The following is a 24,781-nucleotide window of genomic DNA, read 5'->3' as shown; positions in this document are numbered from 1 at the left end:
GTAACAGCCGACCCGAACTCACCCTAGTCCGCCGGTCCAATCAGCGGCTTACCACTCGCTCAGGGTTTGCCGAAAACGCTGCGCCAAAGCTTTCAACTGCTGACGCCAGGCCTCAAGCGTCTCGTGCGCCAAGGGCGCAGCTTCTTCGTCCAGGCTGACCGCCGTGATCAATGGCGTAGCTGGATCGACCTTGGCCTTTTTGCCAGCTTGCGGCGGCTGAAACAGCTCGGCATAGGCCTTGAGAAGATGAGCCACCCAACTACCGGAAGACTGTGCCAACTCGACTAGCTCACCCAACTCCTGGCTTGGCGCCGCCTGCAACACTGCCTCAGTAAGAAAACGTTCAGCCTGTGGCGCGGCGCTATCCGGCAAGCGGTAGTAACCTGCAATCTCATGACACAAGCCCAACAGAGCGCCATAGAGATGAAACAGAGAGGCCTCACGCTCGGCCTGAATCAAGGCCAGGGCATTCATGCTCTGAGCCTGCTCAGCCTTGCGCCAGGACTCCAGCGCCAGACCGGCGTAGAAGATTTTCTGATTGGTGCGGGTATAGAGTTCATTGGCCATTGCGACGCCCTCCACTGCGGATTGAATAAGCATACGCGCGCCGGCCAATGGCCGACACGCGTTCCGCTGGATCAGCTTTTATCTTCAACTTTCCACTTGCCGCCATCAAAGAACGCACGCCAGCCGGTCGGCTTGCCGTCGACCTCGGTCTGCACGTACTGCTCCCTGGTCTTGCGGCTGTAGCGGATCACTGCCGCACGACCTTGGGGGTCTTTCTTCGGCGCATCAAGCAGGAAGTGATACTTGGGGTCGATCTCATCGCGGTGCGGAATCAGTTCGATCACCAGCGGTGCACGCGTCTCACGGTTTTTCGGGAACTGGCTGGCAGCCAGGAACAGACCCGATGCACCGTCGCGCAGAATGTAGGTGTCGTTGACCTTCTCGCACTTGAGCTCCGGCATTTTCACCGGGTCCATTTTCGGCGGAGCCGCTTCACCGCTCTTCAGCAGCTTGCGAGTGTTCTTGCACTCGCTGTTGGTACAGCCAAAGAACTTGCCAAAACGCCCGGTCTTCAATTGCATCTGGCTGCCGCACTTGTCGCAATCCAGGCTTGGGCCTTCATAGCCCTTGATGCGGTACTGGCCCTGCTCCACTTCATAACCACTGCAATCCGGATTATTGCCACAGATGTGCAGCTTGCGGGTTTCATCGAGCAGGTAAGCGTCCATCGCGGTGGAGCAGATCGGGCAGCGGTGCTTACCGAGCAGCACGCGCGACTCCGACTCACCCTCATCATCCGCGGCAATTTCGTCGCCTGGCACCAGATTAACGGTGGCCTTGCAACGCTCTTTAGGCGGCAAGGCATAGCCCGAGCAGCCGAGGAATACACCAGTGGAGGCAGTACGAATGGTCATCGGCCGGCCGCATTCGCGGCACGCAATGTCGGTCAGCGTCGGCTGGTTGGCACGCATGCCACCCTCGCCCGCTTCGGCCACTTCCAGTTTCTTCTTGAAGTCACCGTAGAACTCGTCGAGCAAGTGCTTCCACTCGCGCTCGCCCTGGGCCACATCGTCCAGGTGCTCTTCCATGCCAGCGGTAAAACCGTAGTCCATCAGGTTGGAGAAGCTTTCAGCCAGACGCTCGGTAACGATGTCGCCCATCTTCTCCGAGTAAAAACGGCGGTTATGCAGGGTCACATAGCCGCGATCTTGAATAGTGCCGATGATCGCCGCATAGGTCGACGGCCGACCGATGCCGCGCTTCTCCATTTCCTTGACCAGGCTGGCTTCCGAATAGCGCGCTGGCGGCTTGGTGAAGTGCTGGCTGGGGTCGAGTTTAACCAGTTTGAGCGCTTCGCCCTGAGCCATTTCCGGCAACACATCATCGTCACCCGGCTTGCTCAGTTGCGGCAGCACACGCGTGTAGCCGTCAAACTTGAGGATACGACCCTTGGCGCGCAACTCGAACTGCGCGGCGGTCACCGTAACGGTGGTCGACAGGTATTCGGCCGGCGGCATCTGGCAAGCCACGAACTGACGCCAGATCAGCTCATACAGGCGCTCGGCGTCACGCTCCATGCCTGACAGTTGAGTCGGTTTGAGGTTGACGTCGGAAGGACGGATCGCTTCGTGCGCTTCCTGGGCCCCTTCCTTGCTGCTGTAGGCAATCGGGTTAGCCGGCAGGTACTTTTTGCCGTACTCGCTTTCAATAAAGCCACGCACCATGCTCACAGCATCGGCCGAGAGGTTGGTCGAGTCGGTACGCATATAAGTGATGTAACCCGCCTCATACAGACGCTGGGCCATCATCATGGTCTTCTTCACCCCAAAGCCCAGGCGGTTACTGGCGGCCTGCTGCAAGGTGGAGGTAATGAACGGCGCCGACGGCTTGCTGCTGGTCGGTTTGTCCTCGCGCTTGCTGACGCTGTAGCTGGAGGCCTTCAGAGCGGCCAAGGCGGCCATGGCCTGCGCTTCATTCAGCGGCTTAAAGGCATTGCCATTTTCCCGCGCCACTTCAAAACGCACGTTAGCGCCTTTAGCGGTGCCGAGGTCGGCATGCACTTCCCAGTATTCTTCGGGGACGAAGGCGCGGATCTCTTTCTCACGCTCAACCACCAGCTTCACGGCAACCGACTGCACGCGACCGGCGGAAAGACCACGGGCAATCTTGGCCCACAGCAGCGGCGAGACCATATAGCCCACCACGCGATCAAGGAAGCGCCGCGCTTGCTGAGCATTGACTCGGTTGATATCCAACTCACCCGGCTTGGCAAACGCTTCCTGGATGGCTTTTTTGGTGATTTCGTTAAACACCACGCGCTTGTAGCGGCTGTCGTCGCCGCCAATGGATTCGCGCAGGTGCCAGGCAATGGCTTCCCCCTCGCGGTCCAAGTCGGTTGCGAGATAGATAGTGTCGGCATCCTTGGCCAAGCGGCGCAATTCCTCGACCACCTTCTCCTTGCCAGGCAGGATCTCGTACTTGGCTTTCCAGCCATGCTCGGGATCAACACCCATGCGGGCGAACAGCTGACGCTTGGCTTTTTCCTTGGGCGACAGCGCCGGTGCTTCACCTGCGGCGGCTTTGCCACGCTTGGCGGGCTCCTTGGCGGTGCTCGCCGAGCCACTGGTGGGTAGGTCACGGATGTGGCCGATGCTCGACTTCACCACGTACTCGTTGCCCAAGTACTTGTTGATGGTCTTGGCCTTGGCCGGGGATTCCACGATGACCAGCGATTTGCCCATGGATTGGAAAATTCCTGAAATTCGGTAAATAAATGCGGGAGGCGCTGTACTGCCTGCTAGCGCGGCACCGCTATATATAGTGGTGGTCCGGCCGAGGTCAAGCGCAGCAATGGCCCGGTATCAGCTCAAGGCCGAGTGATCAGTGCGTTTTCAGCCTGAATCAAAGCAAAGCGTGGAACCATCTCGCCGTCCACTTCGACACTTTCGCAGAACATCTCCAGCGGCCTGACCCATAGGCCGAATTCGCCGTACAGCGCCTGGTAGACCACCATCGACTGCTCTGTCTCGGAGTGTTGAGCCACGCCAAACACGCGGTACTCAGGGCCTTTGTAATGACGATAGAGGCCAGGCTGTAACTGCATGAATAATTCCTTGAAGATTTTCTGCCGAGAAAAACCGGAAGTGCGCCCCCCTGGCAACAAGCCAAAGGTGATCGCTACAACAAACAGACCAAAAACAAAAACCGGGGCACCAGGCCCCGGTTTTTTCCATCTCTAACGCTGCGTGAAGCTTACAGGCGTTCGAAGACGGTGGTGATGCCTTGGCCGAGACCGACGCACATGGTCGACACACCGAAGGTGCCACCATTCTGCTTCATCACGTTCAGCAGGGTACCGGAGATACGCGCACCGGAACAACCGAACGGGTGACCCAGAGCGATCGCGCCGCCGTGCAGGTTGACCTTCTCTTCCATCTTGTCGAGCACTTTCAGATCCTTCAGCACAGGCAGAGCCTGGGCAGCGAAGGCTTCGTTAAGCTCGAAGAAATCGATGTCATTGATAGTCAGACCAGCACGTTTCAGTGCTTTCTGAGTCGACGGTACTGGACCGTAGCCCATGATCGCTGGATCAACACCGGCCACGGCCATGGCGCGAACTACGGCCATTGGCTGAATGCCGAGGTCCTGGGCGCGCTGGGCGCTCATGACGATCATGCAGGAAGCGCCGTCGGTGATCTGCGAAGAAGTACCCGCAGTCACGGTACCGCCTTTCGGGTTGAACGCAGGCTTCAGGGCAGCCAGGCTTTCCAGAGTAGTCTCCGGACGAATGGTTTCGTCGTAGTCGAAGACTTTCAGGAAACCGTTCTCGTCGTAGCCTTGCATCGGGATGATTTCATCCTTGAACTTGCCTTCGACGGTGGCTTTGTGAGCCAGACGGTGCGAACGTTCACCAAAGGCGTCCTGCTGCTCACGGCTGATACCGTGCATCTTGCCGAGCATTTCAGCGGTCAGACCCATCATGCCCGAGGCCTTGGCTGCGTAAAGCGACAGGTGCGGGTTTGGATCGACGCCGTGCATCATGCCAACGTGGCCCATGTGCTCCACACCACCGATGACGAACACGTCACCGTTGCCGGTCTGGATCGCCTGCACAGCAGTGTGCAGGGCGCTCATGGACGAACCGCACAGGCGGCTCACAGTCTGGCCAGCACTGGTGTGCGGGATCTGGGTCATCAGCGACGCCATGCGCGCGATGTTCCAGCCCTGCTCCAGGGTCTGGTTAACGCAGCCCCAGATCACGTCTTCAACTTCAGCTGGATCCAGCTTGGTGTTACGTGCCAGCACGCCGCTGATCAGGTTGGCCGACATGGTTTCGGCACGGGTGTTGCGATGCATGCCGCCCTTGGAACGACCCATCGGGGTACGACCGAAGTCGACGATGACTGCATCTCTAGGATTCAGGCTCATAAATTCACTCTCGCTCTAGTCTGACCGCGATTAACCGAAAAACTTCTGGCCGTTAGCGGCCATTTCGCGAAGCTTGGCAGTCGGGGTGTACAGCGCGCCCAGCTCGGCGTATTTGTCGGCCAGGGCAACGAACTCGGCTACACCGACAGTATCGATGTAACGCAGTGCACCACCGCGGAACGGAGGGAAGCCGATGCCGTAGATCAGGCCCATATCGGCCTCAGCTGCGGTATCAACGATGCCGTCTTCCAGACAACGCACGGTTTCCATGCACAGCGGGATCATCATGAAGTTGATGATATCTTCGTCAGTCAGCTCGCGCTGCTCAGTGACGATCGACTTCAGCAGCTCATAGGCAGCCGGGTCGGAGACTTTCTTCGGCTTACCGCGCTTGTCAGTCTCGTAGGCATAGAAACCCTTGCCGTTCTTCTGACCCAGACGATCCGCTTCGTACATCACGTCAACCGCAGTACGGCCTTCAACCGCCATGCGATCCGGGAAGCCTTCAGCCATTACGTCACGACCGTGGTGACCGGTGTCGATACCAACCACGTCGGACAGGTACGCCGGGCCCATCGGCCAGCCGAACTTCTCCATGACCTTGTCGATACGCACGAAGTCCACACCGAAGCCCAGCAGCTTGGAGAAGCCACCGAAGTACGGGAACAGCACGCGGTTAACCAGGAAGCCCGGGCAATCGTTGACTACAACCGGGGTCTTGCCCATTTTCTTGGCGTAGGCAACGGTGGTCGCCACGGCTACGTCGCTGGACTTCTCGCCACGAATCACTTCAACCAGCGGCATCATGTGCACCGGGTTGAAGAAGTGCATACCGACGAAGTTTTCCGGACGCTTGAGGGCCTTGGCCAGCAAGTTGATGGAAATGGTCGAGGTGTTGGACGCGAGGATGGCGTCTTCTTTAACCACGCCCTCCACTTCAGCCAGCACGATCTGCTTGACCTTCGGGTTCTCGACGACGGCTTCAACGACGATGTCGACGTTGCCGAAATCACCGTAGGACATGGTCGGACGGATGCCATTGAGGGCTTCAGCCATCTTCGCCGGGGTCATGCGACCTTTGGCGACACGGTTGCCGAGCAGCTTGCTCGCCTCATTCAGCCCCATCTGGATACCCTCTTCACGGATATCCTTCATCAGGATCGGGGTGCCCTTGGAGGCCGACTGGTAAGCGATACCGCCGCCCATAATGCCAGCACCGAGTACGGCAGCCAGTTTCACGTCTTTGGCGATTTCGTCGTGCTGCTTGGCTTTTTTCTTCAGTTCCTGATCGTTCAGGAACAGACCGATCAGGCTTGCAGCAACCGGAGTCTTGGCCAGTTTGACGAAACCTGCAGCTTCAACTTCCAGAGCTTTGTCGCGCGCCATGTTGGCGGCTTTCTGGATAGTCTTGATCGCTTCAACCGGAGCCGGGTAGTTCGGGCCGGCCTGACCTGCGACGAAACCTTTGGCGGTTTCAAAGCACATCATCTGCTCAATAGCGTTGAGCTTGAGTTTTTCCAGCTTCGGCTGACGCTTGGCCTTGTAGTCCAGCTCACCGGAGATGGCGCGCTTGATCAGATCCAGGGCTGCAGCTTGCAGCTTATCAGCAGTCACTACAGCGTCGACGGCGCCGGCTTTCAGGGCGTCAGCTGCTTTGTTTTCCTTACCACCGGCAATCCACTCAACAGCGTTATCGGTACCGATAACACGTGGCAGACGCACAGTACCGCCGAAGCCTGGGTAGATGCCCAGTTTGACTTCCGGCAGACCAACCTTGGCACTGTCAGCCATGACGCGGTAATCCGCCGCCAGGCACATTTCAAAACCACCGCCCAGGGCGATGCCATTGATCGCGACAACAGTCGGAACATTGAGGTCTTCAAAATCACTGAAGATCTTGTTGGCTTCGAGGTTGCCAGCCACCAGCTCTTCGTCCGGCAACTTGAAGTTGTCGACGAATTCGGTGATGTCGGCACCGACGATAAATACGTCTTTGCCACTGGTGACAATCACGCCCTTGATCGAACCATCAGCCTTGATTGCATCAACGGATTGACGCAGCTCATTGAGGGTAAGACGGTTGAATTTGTTGACGGATTCACCCTTGAGGTCGAATTTCAATTCGACGATGCCGCTCTCAAGAGCCTTAACCGTGATGGCTTTACCTTCGTAAATCATCAACTGATCTCCACGGTATGGAAGCTGAACAGTACACATCGGAGCCAACCAGCAAGCTACTCCACGGCACAGCCGTCTAGAGTAGCCCCAATCAGCCTGGCACACCCACCGACGCGATAATCGGACTGTAAAGGCGCTGTCTTAAGAGGCAAACGCTCAATTCATACGCCCGTTTGATTTGGGTGTGCACACCTTCAAGGAAAAGCCCCAACTTGTCAATTGGCCTGTAGTGACTCTCTTGCTGTACAAAAAATTACGTTTTGGCTGACAGACAGCCGCCAAATAAGTCTGCGGCGAACAGGTGCGCATCCGCAGCGATATACGCCTCTTTGTCGCAGTCAACCCCATAAAATGTGACGCTTTGCCTACCTAGCAAAATGAGTTAGCTACAGGTACAGTCGTCTCAATACGGCCGTTTTAGACCGGCCGTAACCAAAAAACAAAAACAATTAGAGCCCAATCAAGGGCGCACGGAGTTTCCCCATGTCGAGCCGCATGCTTGCCATCGTCTTGAGCACCCTGCTCGCCACCACCCTCCCCTTGTTCAGCGCCGCTACCCAGGCTGCGGATTCCGCCACCAGCCTGCTGAAATTGCATCAGCTGCGCTTGGCTGCGCAAAAAACCCTGGGCGACTTCTATATGTTCAACGGCATGGAAGGCGACCAGCGTTACGCGCGCATGATCAATGAGTCGCTGACCGAGGCCAACAACCACCTGAGCGCCCTGAGCGACATGCCAGGAGAAGGTTCAAAAGCCCTGCGCGCGCAGCTGGATCAGCAATGGAAGGGTTACCAGATTGATCTGAACAACCTGACCAATGCCCTGAAAAGCCAAGGCTACACCGACCTGCAGCCAGTGGCCGACCTGGCCATACGCAACCAGCAGCTGATGAGCCTGAGCCAGGAGCTGTATATCAAGATTCAACAGGAAAGCAGCTACAGCGTGCCTGCACTGACCCAACTCAGCCGTGAGCAGAGCCTGCTGATGCAAGGTATTGCAGTGGATTACGCCTCGCGCAGCGCTTCAGTCGGCGCCACATTTATCGGCGGTGGTGAGGCGCGACCCATGGAAGAGTTGGTCAGCGACTTCGCCAGCAAGATGACCGCCCTGGAAAAAGACCCGAAAAACACCCCACAGCTCAAACAGGCCTGGGAAGGTGTGAGCACCAAGTGGCGCTACATCGAAAAATCGCTGATCAACTACAACGAGAACAGCGTGCCGTTTCTGGTCAACAAATACTCCAACACCATTATTCAGGGCATTGAACAGATTGCCGGCCAATACGCCGCCGCCAACCTCTGACCCGCCACTCTGTTTACCGGCCTGCCTGGCCGTACTCCAGCCCAGTGCTCGCACTGGGCTTTCTTTTATCGGTCATTGCAGCAGTTCTAGATTCAAGCATTGGCCTTGAGAAAACCGACAATCTTCTCCAATGCTTCCTGCGCCCCACGCTCGCCCCAGCACACCGAGAGCATCTGCGCGGTTGCTTCGGCCTTGTAGGCATCCGCTGGCAAACTCTGCAACTGTTCCAGCAAGGCCTGATCCGGGCAGGGTTCGCGCCACTTGTTGACCCACTGTCCCGGTTCCAGCTGCCAATAGCACCAACTATCAACCCGCCCACGCCGGCGCGCCCGATGATATTGCGGGCATGAGTCTGGCGGTTGGCGTAGCAACCAATACGGCCATTCCTGACGCGACAACTGCATTGCCACCCCCATCTGCCGAGCCTGCAGGCGCACATCCATCTGCCCACGCTGATGACGCGATGGCACCAGCCAGGCCAACGGACTGAGCAGAAAGGCCAGGAGCAATAGCAGAAACCAGGGACTCATATCGTTATCTCGCAGGCAAAAGCCTGTCATCAGCGCTCAGGACGGCCATACTAGAACCATTGATCCACTTGCACGGAGAATTACCCCATGCCCTACCAGCACATTCTGGTCGCCGTCGACCTTACCGAAGAATGCGACCCGGTTATGCACCGCGCACAGAAACTGGCCGCCAGCAGTGGCGCCAGGTTATCAGTGGTGCATATTGTCGAACCGATGGCCATGGCCTTTGGCGGCGACGTGCCAATGGACCTGTCGATGCTGCAACAGCAGCAGTTCGACCAGGCCCGCGAGCGCCTGGACAAATTCGCCGGCAAGTACCCAACGCTGAGCAGCGATCAACGCCACCTGGCCTACGGCCAACCTCGCCAGGAAATCCATCGCCTGGCCACCGAACAGCAGTGTGACCTGATCATCGTTGGCAGCCATGGCCGTCATGGGCTGGCGTTATTGCTGGGCTCTACCGCCAACGACGTACTGCATGGCGCCCCCTGCGACGTACTTGCGGTACGCCTGAAAAAAGCAGATTAAAACCACCGCCGGCGAACAGCCCAGGGCTAATCGCCGGCGTCACCCGCACTCATGACCAACGGCCGGATCTTCTGCAGCTGGGTTTCCAGCGAATAGGTCATGCTCGACGCCATCGAAAAGAAAGTCAGAAACGCCTTGAGGTTAGAGTCGCCCTCACAGGTAGCATGAATGCGCTGCCAGAACGCCTGATTGACCAACTGCAACTGCTGGAACATGCGCACCAGCCCTTTGAGCTCCCAATCTGCCGGACGCCCTTCACGCAGATTGAAATACTGCTGCGTCAGGTACAACGACACCGTGCGCAGAGTGAACTCCTGGCTATTGGCAAACGGCAAGTGATGCTGCGCCATCGGTTTCAGCTTGCCCAGTACCGGACAGGCACTGGTAGCCATGATTACCCCAAGCAGTGCACGCAGACCCTCCTCCAAACCCAGCAGTTTGGTGTACTCACGCTCAGGCGTACGCACCCACACGGAGACCTTCTTGAACGCCGGCAAGCCCTGGAAGTCTTCGATCACCCGATGCAGGTCGACCGCCGCCGGACAATGACTGAAGTTGTCCTTGCTCAACGGACAATTACTGCACTGCTGATACTCCAGACGGGTCCAGGCAGGCGCGCTTTGCGCCACCTCGGCTTCATAGACGCGGTCCAGCTCGATCCTGTAGCTGAACTGATGATTGTCGTCGAGAGTGATGCGGTACTCGATGGCCATAACGGTCTCCGGCAGAAATCTCAAAATCCTGTTTGAGGGTATTACTCAGGCTCAGCCTTCCAGCTCAGCCCAGCGCTCAACCAACTGATCCAGCTCTTGCTGAGCCGACTGCAAGGTGGCCAGCACCTCAGCCGTTTTCTCTGCAGGCTGCTGGTAGAAGGTTGGTGCAGCAACCTGCTCCTGCAGTTCAGCGACCCGCACTTCCAGAGCATCGATCTGCCCCGGAATAGCCTCCAGTTCGCGCTGCAGTTTGTAGCTGAGTTTTTTCTTGTTTGCTGCGGCTACCACGGGTACGGCAATCACCGGCGCAGGCACCACTGCTGAGGCTAGTTCAGGCTTGCCGGCCTTGCTTTCCCCCACTCCGAGCAAGCGCGGCGACCCCCCCTGGCGCAACCAGTCCTGATAACCACCGACGTATTCGCGCACACGCCCTTCGCCTTCGAACACCAGGGTGCTGGTCACCACGTTGTCGAGGAAAGCCCGGTCGTGACTAACCATCAGCACGGTGCCCGGGAAGGTCAGCAGCACCTCTTCCAGCAGCTCCAGCGTTTCCACATCGAGGTCGTTGGTCGGCTCATCCAGCACCAGCAGGTTGGCCGGCTTGCTGAACAGCTTGGCCAGCAAGAGGCGTGCCCGCTCCCCACCGGACAGCGCCTTGACCGGGGTACGCGCACGCTGCGGGCTGAACAGGAAATCGCCCAGGTAGCTCAGAACATGGCGGTTCTGCCCATCGATCTCGATGAAATCACGGCCTTCGGCAACGTTGTCGATCACGGTTTTTTCCAGATCGAGCTGGTGACGCAACTGGTCAAAATACGCCACTTCAATACGCGTGCCTTCGGTTACCGAGCCACTGCTGGGCTGCAGACCGCCCAGCATCAGCTTGAGCAACGTGGTTTTTCCCGTGCCGTTGGCGCCGAGCAGACCAATGCGGTCGCCACGCTGCAGCACCATGGAGAAGTCCTTGATCAGGAACGGACCACCTGGATGCGCAAAGCTGACGTCTTCCAGCACCATCACCTGCTTGCCGGATTTCTCCGCGGTATCCAGCTGAATATTGGCCTTGCCGGTGCGCTCACGGCGCTCGCTGCGTTCAACACGCAGGGCTTTCAGGGCGCGAACACGGCCTTCGTTACGGGTGCGGCGGGCTTTGATGCCCTGGCGAATCCACACTTCTTCCTGGGCCAGTTTCTTGTCAAACAGGGCGTTGGCGGTTTCTTCCGCGGCCAGCATGGCTTCTTTGTGCACCAGGAAACTGGCGTAGTCGCCATTCCAGTCGATCAGGCCGCCGCGATCCAGTTCAAGAATGCGCGTGGCCAGGTTCTGCAGAAAGGAGCGGTCGTGGGTAATAAACAGCACCGCCCCCTGGAAATCCGCCAAGGCTTCTTCCAGCCAGGCGATGGCACCGATATCCAGGTGGTTGGTGGGCTCGTCGAGCAGCAGCAGATCCGGCTCGGAGACCAGCGCCTGGGCCAGCAGCACGCGACGGCGCCAGCCACCAGACAACTCGGCCAGGGTCTTGTCGGCCGGCAACTGCAGACGACTCAGGGTGCTTTCAACCAACTGCTGCAAGCGCCAGCCATCACGGGCTTCAAGGTCTTGCTGCACATGCATCAATTTTTCCAGGTCGGCGTCAGTGACACAGTTCTGCGCCAGGTGGTGGTACTGCGCGAGCAATTCACCCACACCGTCCAGGCCTTGGGCGACCACATCAAACACCGTGCGCTCATCAGCCCGCGGCAGTTCCTGCGGCAGCTCACCGATTTTCAGCCCTGGCGCGCGCCAGACGGTGCCGTCATCGGCCTTCTGGTCGCCCTTGACCAGCTTCATCATGCTCGACTTGCCGGTACCGTTGCGGCCGATGATGCACACCCGCTCGCCCCGGGCAATCTGCCACGACACCTTATCCAGAAGAGGCATCGCGCCATAGGCCAGGGAAATTTCGGTGAATTTGAGCAGGGTCATGGTGCGCCTCAACAAAGCAACAGGGTCAGCAGCTACAGCCGGTCAGTGGTGCGTCGCATCAGGCCGGCAACAGCTGAAACACCCCGAAAATCATTTGCAGATGCCATGGCACCGGCAAAACAGGGCGCGCATTCTAACCGAGAAGCACAGCCTCATCGCAGGCAATTTCGGCCTCCAGCCCAATAAACTCGCTTGTACCTGCCACTTCACGGAACATCGCGCGCTGACCCGGCAAACAGGCCCGCGCACAATATGGCCATTAGCCAGCAACGCGCAAGGCGTATTGAGCCTTCACCGCCCACAGGCAAAGGACTAAGCTAGAGCGATATGCACTATCTGCCTGGAAGTATCATGCGCGGCCCTTTGTTCAGTCTGCTGTCTTGTTTGCTGGTTTCCTCCCTGAGCTTCTCTGCGGCGCATGCCGCGACCCTGGCGCAACAACGTCAATATTACGATCACGCCAAAGCGGCGCTGGCCAAGGGCGACAAAGGCCCTTATCAGCGCTATGCCAGCGCCCTGCGTGGCTATCCGCTGGAGCCCTATCTGGCCTATGACGAGCTGACCGCGCGCCTGAAGTGGGCGAGCAATGACGAAATCGAGAAATTCCTCGCCGAGCATGGCGACCTGCCACAGATCAGCTGGATGAAGTTGCGCTGGTTGCGCTGGCTGGCCGAGCGTGGCGAATGGCAGACCTTTATCAACTACTACGACCCGGCGCTGAACTTCACCGAGCTTGATTGCCTGTACGGCCAATACCAGTTCACCCATGGCATGCATAAAGAAGGTGGCGCGACCGCAGAGAAACTCTGGTTAGTGGGCAAATCCCAGCCCAACGCCTGCAACCCGCTGTTCGAGCGCTGGGCGGCAACGGGTCAGCTCACCGAGCAGAAACGCTGGCAACGCGCCAAGCTGGCGGCTGAAGCGCGCAACTATGGCCTGGTCACTCACCTGATCAAGACCATGCCGACGCTGGGCAACCACGGCAAAAGTCTGCTGGAAGTCGCGCAGAAGCCTGAACTGCTGAAGCAGACCGCGCGTTTCACCCAGACCGATCCAGCCATGGCCGATGTAGTAGGCCTCGGCCTGCGCCGCCTGGCCCGCCAGGATCCGGAGAGCGCCCTGAAACTGCTGGACAATTACGCCCAACGCATGAAGTTCTCCAGCGAGGAACAGGTCGCCATCGCCCGCGAGATTGGCTTGACCCTAGCCAAGCGCTTCGATGCCCGCGCCCTGCAGGTCATGGCCAAATACGACCCAGAGCTGCGTGATAACACGGTCAGCGAATGGCGCGCTCGCCTGCTGCTACGCCTGGGCCGCTGGGAAGAAGCCCATCAGCTGACCCGCAAGATGCCGGCTGAGCTGGGCAACACCAACCGTTGGCGCTACTGGCAGGCGCGTAGCCTGCAACTGGCACAACCCAACAGCCAGGAACCGAAAGCGCTCTACCAGAGCCTGGCCAAGGAGCGTGACTTCTACGGCTTTATGGCCGCCGATCAGGTGCAAGCACCCTATCAGCTGAACAACAAGCCACTGGCCCTCAGCCCGCAAACCATCCAGAAGGTGCGCAACTCGGCAGCCATTCGCCGCGCCCTGGAATTTCATGCCCGTGGTCAAGTCGCCGATGGTCGCCGCGAGTGGTACAACGTCAGTCGCCTGTTCAGCCGCGATGAAATGGTCGCCCAAGCGCGTCTGGCCTATGAAATGGGCTGGTATTTCCCGGCCATCCGCACCATCAGCCAGGCGCAGTACTGGGATGATCTGGATGTACGTTTCCCCATGGCCCATCGCGATCAACTGGTGCGTGAAGCACGCAACCGCGACATTCACTCCAGCTGGGTATTTGCCGTCACTCGCCAGGAAAGTGCCTTTATGGCCGACGCCAAATCCCATGTCGGTGCCATGGGCCTGATGCAGCTGATGCCAGCCACTGCCAAGGAAACCGCCAAGCGTTTCGGTATTCCACTGTCATCGCCGCAACTGGCGTACCGCCCGGAAATCAATATCCAGCTGGGCGCCGCTTATCTGAGCCAGATCTATGGCCAGTTCAACGGTAACCGCGTGCTCGCCTCCGCCGCCTATAACGCTGGCCCTGGCCGAGTACGCCAGTGGCTGCGCGGGGCGAATCACCTGTCGTATGACGTGTGGGTCGAGAACATTCCGTTTGATGAGACCCGCCAGTACGTGCAGAACGTGCTGTCCTACTCGGTGATCTATGGCGAGAAACTCAACGCGCCGCAGCCACTGGTGGCCTGGCACGAACGGTACTTCGACCAGTAAGCCAAACCGGCTCAACCGCTGAGGTTGAGCCGCACTTCCTACGCCAGTACTTCTACTGGCATGCCCAACGTCAGCGATCCTTCGCCACAGGCGATCAGGTTCTGCCCGAAATACACCTCGCCTTCACGCTCACGGTAGGTTTTCAGAGTGGTCAGCGGCTCGCGATCAGCGCTGCGTTCACCAGTCTGTGGATCAAGGGTGGTCATGATGCAGCGCGAGCAGCCCTTGACCACGCGAAACTCCAGCTCACCGATGCGGATACGCTTCCAGCTGTCCTCGGCATAAGGCTCACTGCCGCTGACCACCAGATTCGGACGGAAACGCAGCATCGGCAAAGGCCGCCCCACCCGCGCAGAAAGATCATCCAGTGAGGCCTGGCCAATCAGCAGCAAAGGGAAACCATCGGCAAATGCCACCTTGTCGCCTACTTCGGCATAGGCCGTATCGACCTGCCGCGCGCGCGGCGCCGAGACCTGCACCAGACGGCAGGCACGACCGAGAAACTGACTCAGCCACTGCGCCGCCTGATCACCGGCATCGGGCACCTGCAAGCTGTCGCGCCAGATGGTCACGCCACGCAGCGATGCCTGCTCATCCGGCACTGCCACCTGCAGTTCAGCCATGCCAGGCGCACGCAATTGCAGGTGCGTGCTACCCAACCAACGCGCTTGCAACTGGGTCATCTGTGCCAACAAACGCTGAGTCAGGAAGCGTCCTGTTTCTGCATCGACTACCATCCAGCGACGATCACCCTGTACGCCCAGGGCATCCAGCGTCGCTTCATGCAGGGCCTCACCCGCCGCAGATTTCATTGGATAACGGTACAACCCGGAGAGATGCAACATGAGCCCAGTTTCCCTTTGGCAAAACGCACTTATACGAGCAACCCGCCGTACCTACAAGCCCGCCCTGGCTCTGCCGCTGCTGGTGTTGCTTAGCGCTTGCAGCGGTACCGCGCCGGATAATCTGGGGCTGCACGATGGTCGGTTGAGCGCTTGCCCGGACTCGCCGAACTGCGTCAACAGCCAGGCCAGTGACCCACGCCACGCCATTGCGCCACTGCCGTTGAAAGGCTCGCCCGAGCAGACCCAGGCACAACTCAAGGCGGTGCTTGGCAGCGAGCAAAGGGTACGTCTGGTGGAGGAGGCGCCAGGGTATCTGCGTGCGGAGTTCAGCAGCCGGCTGATGCGCTTTGTCGACGATGTGGAGTTCAATATCGGCGCAACCGCCGTCGAGGTACGCTCGGCATCACGCCTGGGCTACAAGGATTTCGACGTCAACCGTGAACGCATCGAACACCTGCGCCAGCGCCTGAGCGAGTAGCCATAAGGCTCAGCCTGGCGCTGGCGCCAGGCTTATTTGTCAGGGTGCAACAGGGCCAGCCGCTCGTGCACCACATCCACCAGCTTGTCCGGCTGGAACTTGGACAGGAAACTGTCACAGCCCACTTTCTTCACCATGGCCTCGTTGAAACTGCCGGACAGCGAGGTGTGCAACACCACGTACAAGTCCTTGAGACGCGAGTCATTGCGAATTTCCGTAGTCAGGCGGTAGCCGTCCATCTCCGGCATTTCCGCATCGGTAATCACCATCAGCAATTTTTCGTGCACATCCACGCCAGCATCGGCCCAGCTCTTCAACAGATTCAGCGCACGCAACCCGTCACTGGCCGAATGGCAACGCACATCCAGCTGCGCCATGGTGCCCTTGAGCTGTCCCATGGCCACGTTGGAGTCATCGACCAGCAGCACTTCACGCCCACGCGCATGCTCAAGCAGCGGGTCGGCGAGTTTTTCCGGGGATACCTTGGTGCTCATCGGGCTGATTTCCGCCAACACCTTCTCCACGTCGATAACTTCGACGATCTGATCTTCGACCTTGGTGATAGCAGTCAGGTAATGTTGCCGCCCTGCTCCGCCCGGTGGCGGCAGGATGGATTCCCAGTTGAGGTTGAGGATTCGCTCAACCCCGCCGACCAGGAAGGCCTGCACCGAGCGGTTGTATTCGGTGACGATAATCGTGCTGCGTTCATCCGGCACAATCGGGCGCATGCCGATGGCCTGAGACAGGTCGATCACCGGCAAGGTCTGCCCACGCAGGTTGACCACCCCACAGACAAACCGATGACGCTGCGGCATCAGGGTCAGCTTGGGCATCTGCAGGACTTCCTGCACCTTGAACACGTTGATTGCAAACAACTGCCGGCCGGTCAGGCGGAACATCAGAATTTCCAGGCGATTCTCGCCCACCAGCTGAGTGCGTTGGTTCACTGAGTCGAGAATGCCGGCCATCATGCGCTCCTGTTCACTTATCGATCTAGCCTAGCTCAAATAGCCATGACCTGATGTATCGGCCACATGCCGCGCATCTGAAGGCGGATGGCGCAGCGCCATCATGCGACAAGCGCGCGACAGAGGCCAGCCAGATGGCGTATTCGCCAGGTTATTCCTGCAATAACGCTGACTGAGCCGGCAAATGCACACGCAGCGCGGCGGGCAAGGCCACAAAGCGCAGCTGGCGGCTTTCCATGGGCTCACCGTCGAGGTTGAGGTCCAAACCTTCCGGCGCCTCTACTTCCAACCAGGGCACGCGCGCACTCACCGCGACACTCTGTAGACCATTGATACCGCCGGATAGTAGCGTGCCCAGAGTGCCCACCACATCGGTGGCCGCCGGCACGATGCAGACATCCAGCAAACCATCATTGACCTGCGCCTGCGGACAAAGCACATGCCCGCCACCGGCCTGTCGTCCGTTGCCGATGCCGAGGGCAAGAAACTCACCCTCCCAATCGAAATCCGGCCCCGCAAAGCGGCCAAAGGATGAACGCACCTCGGCAAAGCGGGTCAGCCCCGTGAGGAAATACGCCGCACCGCCCAGCACTCGCTTGAGCTCTTCCGAGGTATTGGCGGTGACATTGGAGCCAAAACCGCCAGTGGCCATATTGAGGAACACCTGACCGTCGACTTCGCCCAGATCAATCGGCTGTGCCGGCTCATCCAGCAAGGCCAACGCTGCTTGCGGCTCAAGCGCAACACCAGCGGCGCGGGCAAAATCATTGGCGGTACCCAGTGGCAGCAGTGCCAGGCTAGCCTGGGTTTTGGCCAGCGCCATGGCTTCGGCCACATCACGCAGGGTGCCGTCGCCGCCACCGGCAATCAGCGTTGGATAGCCCGCTGCCAGGGCTTCGTTGACCAGGCGCTGGGCATCACCAGCTTCCCAGGTAACTCGCACATCCAGCTGCCAACCCTGCGCACGACGCGCCTCTACGGCAGTACGCACTTCGGCATTGAGGGCCTGTTTGCCGTGCAGGATCAGCAGCGCTTTACGTTCTTGCATTCCCGACATCCTCATCACGCTTTAGTCGACACACAGTGCAGCACTCGTTCTAAATATCGAATAAACAGATAATTAAATCCAAAAATTACGCATTTTTAATCACATTGATTTATTGGATGATCTGTTCATCGCCAACCAACACTGCAGCCAAAAGCCGGTGTTTATCAATGAGGATATGCAGATGATCGAAGTACGCCCCTTCGCCGAGCTCGGCGGTGCCAATCATGGCTGGCTGAATGCCCGTCATCACTTTTCCTTTGCCGAATACTATGAACCGGCGCGTATGGGCTGGGGGCCGCTGCGTGTGTGGAACGATGATGAAATCGCGCCGCACACCGGCTTTCCGACTCATCCGCACCGCGACATGGAAATCATCACCTATGTACGCCAAGGGGCCATCACCCACAAGGACAACCTGGGTAACCATGGCCGTACCGAAGCCGGTGATGTGCAGGTAATGAGCGCCGGTACCGGGATTGCCCACAGCGAATACAACCTGGAAGACACCACCACCAAGATTTTCCAGATATGGATTCAGCCCAACCAGTCGGGCCTACCGCCGTCGTGGGGCGCCAAGCCGTTTCCCAAAGGTGAGCGCGCCGGCACCTTCGTCACCCTGGCCAGCGGCTTTGCTGAAGATCAGGATGCCCTGTCGATCCGTACCAATGCGCGGATGGCTGCGGCCACCCTGCAAGCCGGCCAGAGCACCGAATACCCGATTGGTGCGGCGCGCAAAGCCTATCTGGTGGCCGCCAGCGGCAGCATTGAGGTCAACGGCGTCAGCGCCCAGGCCCGTGATGGCGTGGCAGTCAGCGATGTGGACGTGATCCGGGTGACGGCCATCGAAGACAGCGAAATCATCCTGGTGGATGTGGCCTGACGCGCAGTGTTGGCTTAGCGGCGCACAGAGCCTGTGCGCCGCTAAGCCACATCACGCTGGATAGCCGGTAATTTTGCGGATAGTTTGATACAGCGGCTTCAGCTGTTTGTACATACGCTGATAAACCTGCGTGTACAGCTGCTGATAGGTGCGCTGCGCGTCCGGATTCGGGGTAAATACCTGGCCCACGCGGGTCATCGCGGCAATTGCCGTCGGGTAGTCCGGGTACAGACCCAGCCCCACCGCGCAATTGATCGCCGCCCCCAGACCGCTGGTTTCATACAGATGCGGACGCTCGGCCGGCAGGCCGAAAATATCGGCAGTCAGCTGCATGGCCGCATCGCTCTGCGAGCCGCCGCCGGAAACGCGCAGGCGGGTGATGCGCGTGCCCGAGCGCTTCTCGATCTTTTCCTTGCCCTGGCGCAGGGCATAGGCCAGCCCTTCCAGAATCGCCCGGTAGATGTGCGCACGGGTGTGCACGTCGCCAAAACCGATGATCGAGCCCTTGGCCTCCAACCCTGGCTCACGAATGCCCGGAGACCAGTACGGCTGCAACATCAGGCCCATGGAGCCAGCCGGCACACTGTTGACCAGCTCATCAAACAGCGCCTCAGGCTCGACGCCCAGCTCCTTGGCCCGCTGCATTTCGCGCAGACCAAATTCTTTTTTGAACCAACTGACCATCCAGAAACCGCGGTAAATCATCACCTCGGTGTTGAAGTGATCAGGAATCGCCGACGGGTATGGCGGGATCAGCGGGATGGTTTCCAGGTACTTGCTGCGTGTGGTGTTGATGGTCGCCGTGGTGCCATAGGACAGACAGGCCGTAGTCGGCTCTACGCCGCCCGCGCCAAGCACCTCACAGGCTTTGTCGGCACCAGCAGCAATCAGCGGCAAGCCTTCGGGAATCCCGGTATGCCGGCTGGCCGCCGCCGTTATATGGCCAAGCAACTCGCCCGGCTTGCGTAACTCCGACAACTGTTCGCGGCGCACCGGCATGGCCTGCCATTTCCAGTCGCCGGGTTTGGCCCACTGCAAACGCTTGTAGTCGAATGGCAGGTAAGCTACGCAACTGGTCAGCGAGTCGACAAACTGGCCGCACAGCCGATGGGTGAGAAAACCTGAGAGCAACAGCACCTTGTGCGTCTTGGCCCAGATGTCCGGTTGGTTCTGCGCGATCCAGTTGACCTCGGCCTGGGCGCGAAAATGATCCACTGTGGCCTGTACCCCGGCGATCTTGAACAGCCAGCCCCAGGGGCCCTTGATCGGCCCACGCACCTCGGCCTGACGCTGATCGAGCCAGAGCATGGCAGGACGCAGTGGTTGGCCCTGCTGATCGACATTGATCAGGCTGCCGCGCTGGGTAGTCAGCGATACACCCTTGATCCGACTGCGATCGATATCCACCTGCTGCCACAGCTGCGCACAGGCCTCGCCGAGGCTGGCCCAGTAGTATTCCGGGTCCTGCTCGGCCCAGCCGGGCTGCTTGGAGTAATAGGCCTCAAGCTCCACCTTGCCCTTGGCGAGCAGGTTGCCCTGAAGATCGAACAACAGCGCCCGAATGCTCTGGGTGCCATTGTCGATGGCCAGCAGATAACTTTTCTCGCTCAAGACGCCGCCCTTCCTCGTGATCCATCTTCCGCCGGCAGGCTGTAGCAACGCTGCCAGAGTTGCAGATACGCCTGTTCTTCCTCTTGCCAGCGCGCGTCACCCCACCCCAGGCGGGCCTGACACAGCGCACGGATACGCGGCAGTTCGGCCGCCGCGCCGCACGCCAGCAGCAGGCCCAAACGTGTGCGGCGCAGCAACAGGTCATCCAGGTGCAGCACCAGCTCCTGCTCGGCCGCCCAGGCCAGCTCGGCCCACAGCGTGTCCGTGCCGGCCACCTGCTCGACACCCAGCTCATCGACCAACGCCAGCACCTGCGGCAGCGCCCGGCCGTAACGGCCAATCAGGCGCTTCTGCTGAGTCGGGCTTAACTGCGGCATCGGCTGACGCGCCACGACGGCAAAGGTCGCCGCGCCCTGATCATCCACACTGCGCCCGACCATCGGTGCGCAGGCCTGCAACACTTCCAGCGCCAGCAGGCGGAAAGTAGTCAGCTTGCCGCCAGCCAGGGTCACGCAACCGGGCTCGATCCACAGCGCATGCTCGCGTTTCTCATCCGAAGGCTTGCGCCCTGGTACGCCATCACTGACCACCGGACGCACGCCAGCCCAGGTCGACAGCACATCCGCTGTCTTGATCTGCGCCGTAGGAAACTGCTGAGCGCAGGCATCCAGTAAATACGTAACCTCATCCGGACTGATCCGCGCTTCTTCGGCCAGCGGTGCCGGGTGATCGAGATCGGTGGTGCCAATTACCGTCGCGCCTTCCCAGGGGAAGACAAACACTGGGCGCTTATCCGTCGCATGCATAAAGCTGAACGCATGGGCCACGGGAAGGCGCCAGGCCGGAACCAGCAGATGGCTGCCGCGCAGCGGGCGGATATGCTCCAGACCAGTCTTCTGCCGCAGCTGATCGGCCCATGCCCCGGTGGCCTGCGCCACGGCGCGAGTCTTGAAGCCATAACGCAAGCCGCTTTCACGGTCTTCGGCAAGCAGGCCAGTGACCTGCCCGTTTTCACGCAGCAACTCGACCACGCGCATGCCGTTAAGCGCTTCGCCACCGTCGCTACGCGCCTCGCCCAGTACACGCTGCACCAGCCGTGCGTCGTCGGTCACCGCATCGAAAAACCGTGTGCCTCCGAGCAGGCCATCTTCTTTGATACCCGGCGCCAGATAGCGCAGTTGCTGCAGCGGGTAGTACAGATGATTACGCTTGCCGGCCAGGGCGTCATACACCGCCAGCAGGCTGCCGAATACCTTGGGGCCGGGAAAGCCGCCCTGGTAGTGGGCCATGATAAAACTCAAGGGATCGACCAAGCCCGGCGCTTCCTGCAACAAGCGCTGGCGCTCGCGTACCGAATCGCGGGTCAAGCCAAACTGGCCTTTGGCGATATAGCGCAATCCGCCATGCACCATCTTCGAGGAGCGGCTGGACGTACCCCAGGCAAAGTCGCGCTGCTCCAGCAGCAGGCATTTCCAGCCGCGCCGCGCAGCTTCACGCAGAATCCCGGCACCGCTGATACCGCCACCGACGACGATCAGGTCCCAATCGCGGGCGGCCAGTTCGGGCAGCGCCTGTTCGCGCCAGGCGGCGTTCCAGTTGCTCATCATCAATCCTGAATCAGCACGCCTGGTGCCAGGCGCTGCTCAGGGTCGAAATGCCCGGCAAGCGCCTTGAGCGTGGCCATGCCCAGTTCGCCCTTCTCCACCGGCAGGTAAGGCGCGTGATCACGACCAACACCATGTTGGTGGCTGATGGTGCCGCGGTTCTCGGCGATGGTCAGGCTGGCGGCATGTTTGAGCTTCTGCCAGCGCGCCATGGCCTCGGCGTAGTTCGCACCCGGACGGAACACGTAGGTGGTGTAGATGCTCGAGCCTTCGTTGTAGACGTGGGACAGGTGAGTAAACACATGCACCTGCTCGCCCTCCTCACTCAGGCCGTTGCGCAGGCTGGTTTCAACCTTGTTCAGCAGGTTGTCGACATTGCTCCAGTCGGTGGCGGTTTCCAGGGTGTCCACCGCGTAACCGGCTGCCCACAGGCCATGGCGCAGGTAGGGGAAGCGGAAGCGGTTTTCTGCCCATTTCTTGCCCAGCAGAGTGCCGGTAAACACCCCGCCAAAGCTTTTCAGCAGCTTCTTCGCCTGCTTCAGCGAAGCGGCGTTCTGCACGCGGCTACCAGTGACGCCGAAGGTCAGCATGCACTTGCCCTCGCGGGCGCCGCGCAGGGCCAGGTATTTTTCCAGCCAGGCGATCTGCTGTGGATGGCCGGCCAGGGCCAGCTGGGTTTTGGTTTCGATGGCGTTGGACAGGCGCAGCATCGACAACGGTACGCGCGCCTGGGCCAGGCTGCGAATGGCGCTCAGTGCCTGCTGCCAGTTGGGCAGGAACACTGCATAGAAATTTTCCTGCTCGGCTAGGCGGGTGATGCGCACCTTGACCTCCGAAATGATGCCGAAGCGCCCTTCCGAGCCCATCAGCACTTCGCGCAGGTCCGGGCCTGCGGCCGAGGCCGGAAAGGTTGGAATCTCCAGGGTGCCGGCAAAGGTCTCGACCTTGCCGCCAGCAAACAGCTGCTCGATGCGCCCGTAGCGCAGCGACTGCTGGCCACTGGAACGGCTGGCGACCCAACCACCGAGGGTCGACAGCTCCCAGGACTGCGGGAAATGGCCGAGGGTGTAGCCCTGCGCACGCAACTGGCTTTCCACCTGCGGGCCATTGGCACCCGGGCCGAAGGTGGCAATCAGGCTGTCGTGGTCGATCTCGATCAGCTTGCTCATGCGCGCGAGCGACAGGGTCAGCACCGGTTTATTGCTGGCTTGTGGGTTGATATGGCCAGCCACCGAGGTGCCGCCGCCGTAAGGAATCACGATCAGATCCTGCTGGCTGGCCCAGGCCAGCAGCTCGCGTATCTGCGCGGCACTTTCCGGGTAGGCCACACCATCAGGGAATACGCCAAAATCGCCAGAACGCATCGCCAGCCAGTCCGGCAGGCTCTGGCCACGAGCGTGACGCACACGGTCTTCGGCATTCAGGCAGATCAGCGGATGGGCCTGCAGGCGCGAAGCCGGCACCTGCGCCAGCACCTGCTCCAGGCTGGCATCGGCAAGCACCTGGCCAGAGCCAACCAGTTCAGCCAGAAAAGCCTCGCCATGGGCCGGCAGCTCCACCACTGTTGCGTCATCACCCCAGCCGTTCCAACGTCGCATCTGCTTCTCCCGGATATTTCAGTCACCCTTGATGGCTGCCTATACTAGCGAGCCGCATCCAGGCGTCACTGTCGAATCGAGCCAGGCGATATCGCCAATCAAGACATTCAGAATAAGAACCTGCTCCGAATCTGCTGCGCGTCGGCGATACTGCGTTAGAAATGGCCTCGGGCTGCTCATTTACAGCCAGTAAACTCCGCGCCCTCGGCCATTTCTGCCTTGTCTCGCTCTAGCTCGCGCGATCCGAAACAGGCTCTACGAACTCAGAATAAGAAAAAATCATGGAAAACCTCGGCTACACCTCTGTCCCTGCCCTGCTCAAGTACCTGCGCCATGCCGAACAGCTGGGTCTGGATATCGACCAGGCCTTGGCGGCAGCCGGCATCAATGCCGAGGAGCTGACCGACAACAGCAAGCGCATGCCCAGTGAAACCCATGAACGCCTGCTCGGCCACTTGCTGGCGGTGTCCGATGACCCGCTGTTTGGCCTGCACTGCGCGCGCTTTGTACAGCCCGGTTCGTGGAGCGTGCTGGGCTATATCACCATGAACTGCGCCACCCTCGGTGAGGCCATGAGCCGCATCGTGCCTTACGAGAAGCTGGTGGGGGATATGGGTGTCAGCCGGGTCGAGGCCGGCAGCGACCACGTTCGTCTGATCTGGACCTGTCGCCATCAGGCTGAGCCGATCCGCCGGCATATGGTGGAAAACGTGCTGGCCTCCTGGCTGCTGTATGCGCGCTGGATCTCCGACTCCGACAGTTCGCCACGGGAGGTGTGGTTCGAACACGCCCTGCCTGAAGGCGTCGATATTGCCGAGTACCAGACGATTTTCGGCTGCCCGATCCGCTTCGAACAAAGCTGCAATGCGCTGATCGTGCCGCTGGAATACCTCGCGGTGCCGCTGCGTCAGGCCGACGCCAACCTGCTGCGCACCCTGGAAGAACACGCCCTGACCCTGATGGCCGGGTTGGACGATAACGAACCGCTGCCACAACGGGTGAAGAACGCCCTGCGCCTGCTGCTCAAGGATGGTTTGCCGCGTAAGGAGCGGGTGGCGGAGAAATTCAACATGACGGTGCGCACCCTGCAGCGTCACCTGCAACTGGCCGGCACCAGCTACCAGCAGATTCTCGATGAATTGCGCCAGGAGTTGGCCGAGCACTACCTGCTGCGCAGCGACCTGGCGATTCAGGATATCGCCAGCTATCTGGGCTTTACCGAATCCCGCTCATTCCACCGTAGCTTCAAGACCTGGACCGGGCAAACCCCAGGCGAATTCCGCGAGAGCCGGCGCAGTAGCTGACAACCTTGGTGGATGGA

General features: G+C 59.8%; 20 protein-coding genes. 6 read left to right on the top strand and 14 right to left on the bottom strand.

The window, feature by feature from the left end:
- Nucleotides 1-48 precede the first annotated feature (48 nt).
- The 5 genes from ACOCLD_RS09765 to fadB all read right to left on the bottom strand — a co-directional run bounded on the left by ACOCLD_RS09765 (nt 49) and on the right by fadB (nt 7,113).
- A complete protein-coding gene (locus ACOCLD_RS09765; RefSeq protein WP_422911741.1) occupies nt 49-567 on the bottom strand; it encodes a DUF6586 family protein in 519 nt (172 codons plus the stop codon).
- Between the two features lie 71 nt (nt 568-638).
- Nucleotides 639-3,248, bottom strand: a complete 2,610-nt coding sequence (gene topA / locus ACOCLD_RS09760; RefSeq protein ID WP_422911740.1) for a type I DNA topoisomerase — start codon at nt 3,246-3,248, stop codon at nt 639-641.
- A gap of 125 nt (nt 3,249-3,373) precedes the next feature.
- A complete protein-coding gene (locus ACOCLD_RS09755; RefSeq protein WP_233684305.1) occupies nt 3,374-3,610 on the bottom strand; it encodes a DUF1653 domain-containing protein in 237 nt (78 codons plus the stop codon).
- Nucleotides 3,611-3,759: 149 nt separating this feature from the next.
- Nucleotides 3,760-4,935 carry an acetyl-CoA C-acyltransferase FadA gene (gene fadA, locus ACOCLD_RS09750; RefSeq protein ID WP_233684304.1) on the bottom strand — a complete coding sequence of 392 codons (1,176 nt, stop codon included), beginning with the start codon at nt 4,933-4,935 and terminating at the stop codon, nt 3,760-3,762.
- A gap of 30 nt (nt 4,936-4,965) precedes the next feature.
- Nucleotides 4,966-7,113, bottom strand: a complete 2,148-nt coding sequence (gene fadB, locus ACOCLD_RS09745) for a fatty acid oxidation complex subunit alpha FadB (protein WP_422911739.1) — start codon at nt 7,111-7,113, stop codon at nt 4,966-4,968.
- A 483-nt stretch (nt 7,114-7,596) separates the two neighbouring features.
- On the opposite strand from fadB, the gene ACOCLD_RS09740 reads away from it, so the two are divergent.
- On the top strand, nt 7,597-8,415 hold the full coding sequence (locus ACOCLD_RS09740; protein ID WP_257778155.1) for a hypothetical protein: 819 nt from the start codon (nt 7,597-7,599) through the stop codon (nt 8,413-8,415).
- A 92-nt stretch (nt 8,416-8,507) separates the two neighbouring features.
- Here ACOCLD_RS09740 and ACOCLD_RS09735 read toward each other — a convergent pair whose 3' ends face one another.
- Nucleotides 8,508-8,945 (bottom strand): hypothetical protein, encoded by a 438-nt coding sequence (locus ACOCLD_RS09735; protein WP_422911738.1) that lies wholly within the window; start codon nt 8,943-8,945, stop codon nt 8,508-8,510.
- 87 nt (nt 8,946-9,032) lie between these two features.
- On the opposite strand from ACOCLD_RS09735, the gene ACOCLD_RS09730 reads away from it, so the two are divergent.
- Nucleotides 9,033-9,473, top strand: a complete 441-nt coding sequence (locus ACOCLD_RS09730; RefSeq protein WP_257778153.1) for a universal stress protein — start codon at nt 9,033-9,035, stop codon at nt 9,471-9,473.
- Nucleotides 9,474-9,499: 26 nt separating this feature from the next.
- Here ACOCLD_RS09730 and ACOCLD_RS09725 read toward each other — a convergent pair whose 3' ends face one another.
- A complete protein-coding gene (locus ACOCLD_RS09725) occupies nt 9,500-10,186 on the bottom strand; it encodes a DUF6901 family protein (RefSeq protein WP_257778152.1) in 687 nt (228 codons plus the stop codon).
- Between the two features lie 51 nt (nt 10,187-10,237).
- Nucleotides 10,238-12,151 (bottom strand): ATP-binding cassette domain-containing protein, encoded by a 1,914-nt coding sequence (locus tag ACOCLD_RS09720; protein WP_422911737.1) that lies wholly within the window; start codon nt 12,149-12,151, stop codon nt 10,238-10,240.
- A 351-nt stretch (nt 12,152-12,502) separates the two neighbouring features.
- Between ACOCLD_RS09720 and ACOCLD_RS09715 the strand changes: the two genes are divergently transcribed.
- Complete coding sequence (locus ACOCLD_RS09715) at nt 12,503-14,428, top strand: transglycosylase SLT domain-containing protein (RefSeq protein WP_422911736.1); 1,926 nt, start codon at nt 12,503-12,505, stop codon at nt 14,426-14,428.
- A 38-nt stretch (nt 14,429-14,466) separates the two neighbouring features.
- On the opposite strand, the gene ACOCLD_RS09710 is transcribed toward ACOCLD_RS09715, so the two are convergent.
- Nucleotides 14,467-15,273, bottom strand: a complete 807-nt coding sequence (locus tag ACOCLD_RS09710) for an MOSC domain-containing protein (RefSeq protein ID WP_422911735.1) — start codon at nt 15,271-15,273, stop codon at nt 14,467-14,469.
- Between ACOCLD_RS09710 and ACOCLD_RS09705 the strand changes: the two genes are divergently transcribed.
- Nucleotides 15,272-15,751 (top strand): DUF1499 domain-containing protein, encoded by a 480-nt coding sequence (locus tag ACOCLD_RS09705; protein ID WP_392539430.1) that lies wholly within the window; start codon nt 15,272-15,274, stop codon nt 15,749-15,751. The two genes, ACOCLD_RS09710 and ACOCLD_RS09705, sit on opposite strands and share 2 nt — an antisense overlap.
- Before the next feature lie 32 nt (nt 15,752-15,783).
- Here the strand turns inward: ACOCLD_RS09705 and ACOCLD_RS09700 are convergent, their stop codons facing one another.
- Together ACOCLD_RS09700 and yegS are read right to left on the bottom strand one after the other, a co-directional pair.
- On the bottom strand, nt 15,784-16,719 hold the full coding sequence (locus ACOCLD_RS09700) for a chemotaxis protein (protein ID WP_257778147.1): 936 nt from the start codon (nt 16,717-16,719) through the stop codon (nt 15,784-15,786).
- Nucleotides 16,720-16,870: 151 nt separating this feature from the next.
- The gene (yegS, locus tag ACOCLD_RS09695; protein ID WP_257778146.1) at nt 16,871-17,767 is read right to left on the bottom strand and encodes a lipid kinase YegS; all 897 of its coding nucleotides are present in this window, start codon (nt 17,765-17,767) and stop codon (nt 16,871-16,873) included.
- A 181-nt stretch (nt 17,768-17,948) separates the two neighbouring features.
- Here yegS and ACOCLD_RS09690 point away from each other — a divergent pair, with 181 nt between their 5' ends.
- Nucleotides 17,949-18,647 (top strand): pirin family protein, encoded by a 699-nt coding sequence (locus ACOCLD_RS09690; protein WP_422911734.1) that lies wholly within the window; start codon nt 17,949-17,951, stop codon nt 18,645-18,647.
- A gap of 51 nt (nt 18,648-18,698) precedes the next feature.
- On the opposite strand, the gene ACOCLD_RS09685 is transcribed toward ACOCLD_RS09690, so the two are convergent.
- The 3 genes from ACOCLD_RS09685 to ACOCLD_RS09675 are packed head-to-tail and all read right to left on the bottom strand — an operon-like array spanning nt 18,699 to nt 23,460.
- Nucleotides 18,699-20,258, bottom strand: coding sequence for an FGGY-family carbohydrate kinase (locus ACOCLD_RS09685; RefSeq protein WP_422911733.1), 1,560 nt, complete (start codon nt 20,256-20,258; stop codon nt 18,699-18,701).
- Nucleotides 20,255-21,865: an FAD-dependent oxidoreductase gene (locus ACOCLD_RS09680; RefSeq protein WP_422911732.1), complete on the bottom strand. Its 1,611-nt coding sequence runs from the start codon at nt 21,863-21,865 to the stop codon at nt 20,255-20,257. The genes ACOCLD_RS09685 and ACOCLD_RS09680 overlap by 4 nt, the downstream gene beginning before the upstream one ends.
- Nucleotides 21,865-23,460 carry an FAD-binding oxidoreductase gene (locus ACOCLD_RS09675; protein ID WP_422911731.1) on the bottom strand — a complete coding sequence of 532 codons (1,596 nt, stop codon included), beginning with the start codon at nt 23,458-23,460 and terminating at the stop codon, nt 21,865-21,867. Before ACOCLD_RS09675 ends, ACOCLD_RS09680 begins: the two co-directional genes overlap by 1 nt.
- A 281-nt stretch (nt 23,461-23,741) precedes the next feature.
- On the opposite strand from ACOCLD_RS09675, the gene ACOCLD_RS09670 reads away from it, so the two are divergent.
- Nucleotides 23,742-24,764 (top strand): AraC family transcriptional regulator, encoded by a 1,023-nt coding sequence (locus tag ACOCLD_RS09670; protein WP_392539424.1) that lies wholly within the window; start codon nt 23,742-23,744, stop codon nt 24,762-24,764.
- Nucleotides 24,765-24,781 lie beyond the last annotated feature (17 nt).

It is taken from the genome of Pseudomonas cimarronensis (assembly GCF_049331905.1).
Classification (GTDB): Bacteria; Pseudomonadota; Gammaproteobacteria; order Pseudomonadales; family Pseudomonadaceae; genus Aquipseudomonas.
Note: the sequence above shows the minus strand (reverse complement) of the source record. Positions and strands in the feature narration are given on the sequence as shown.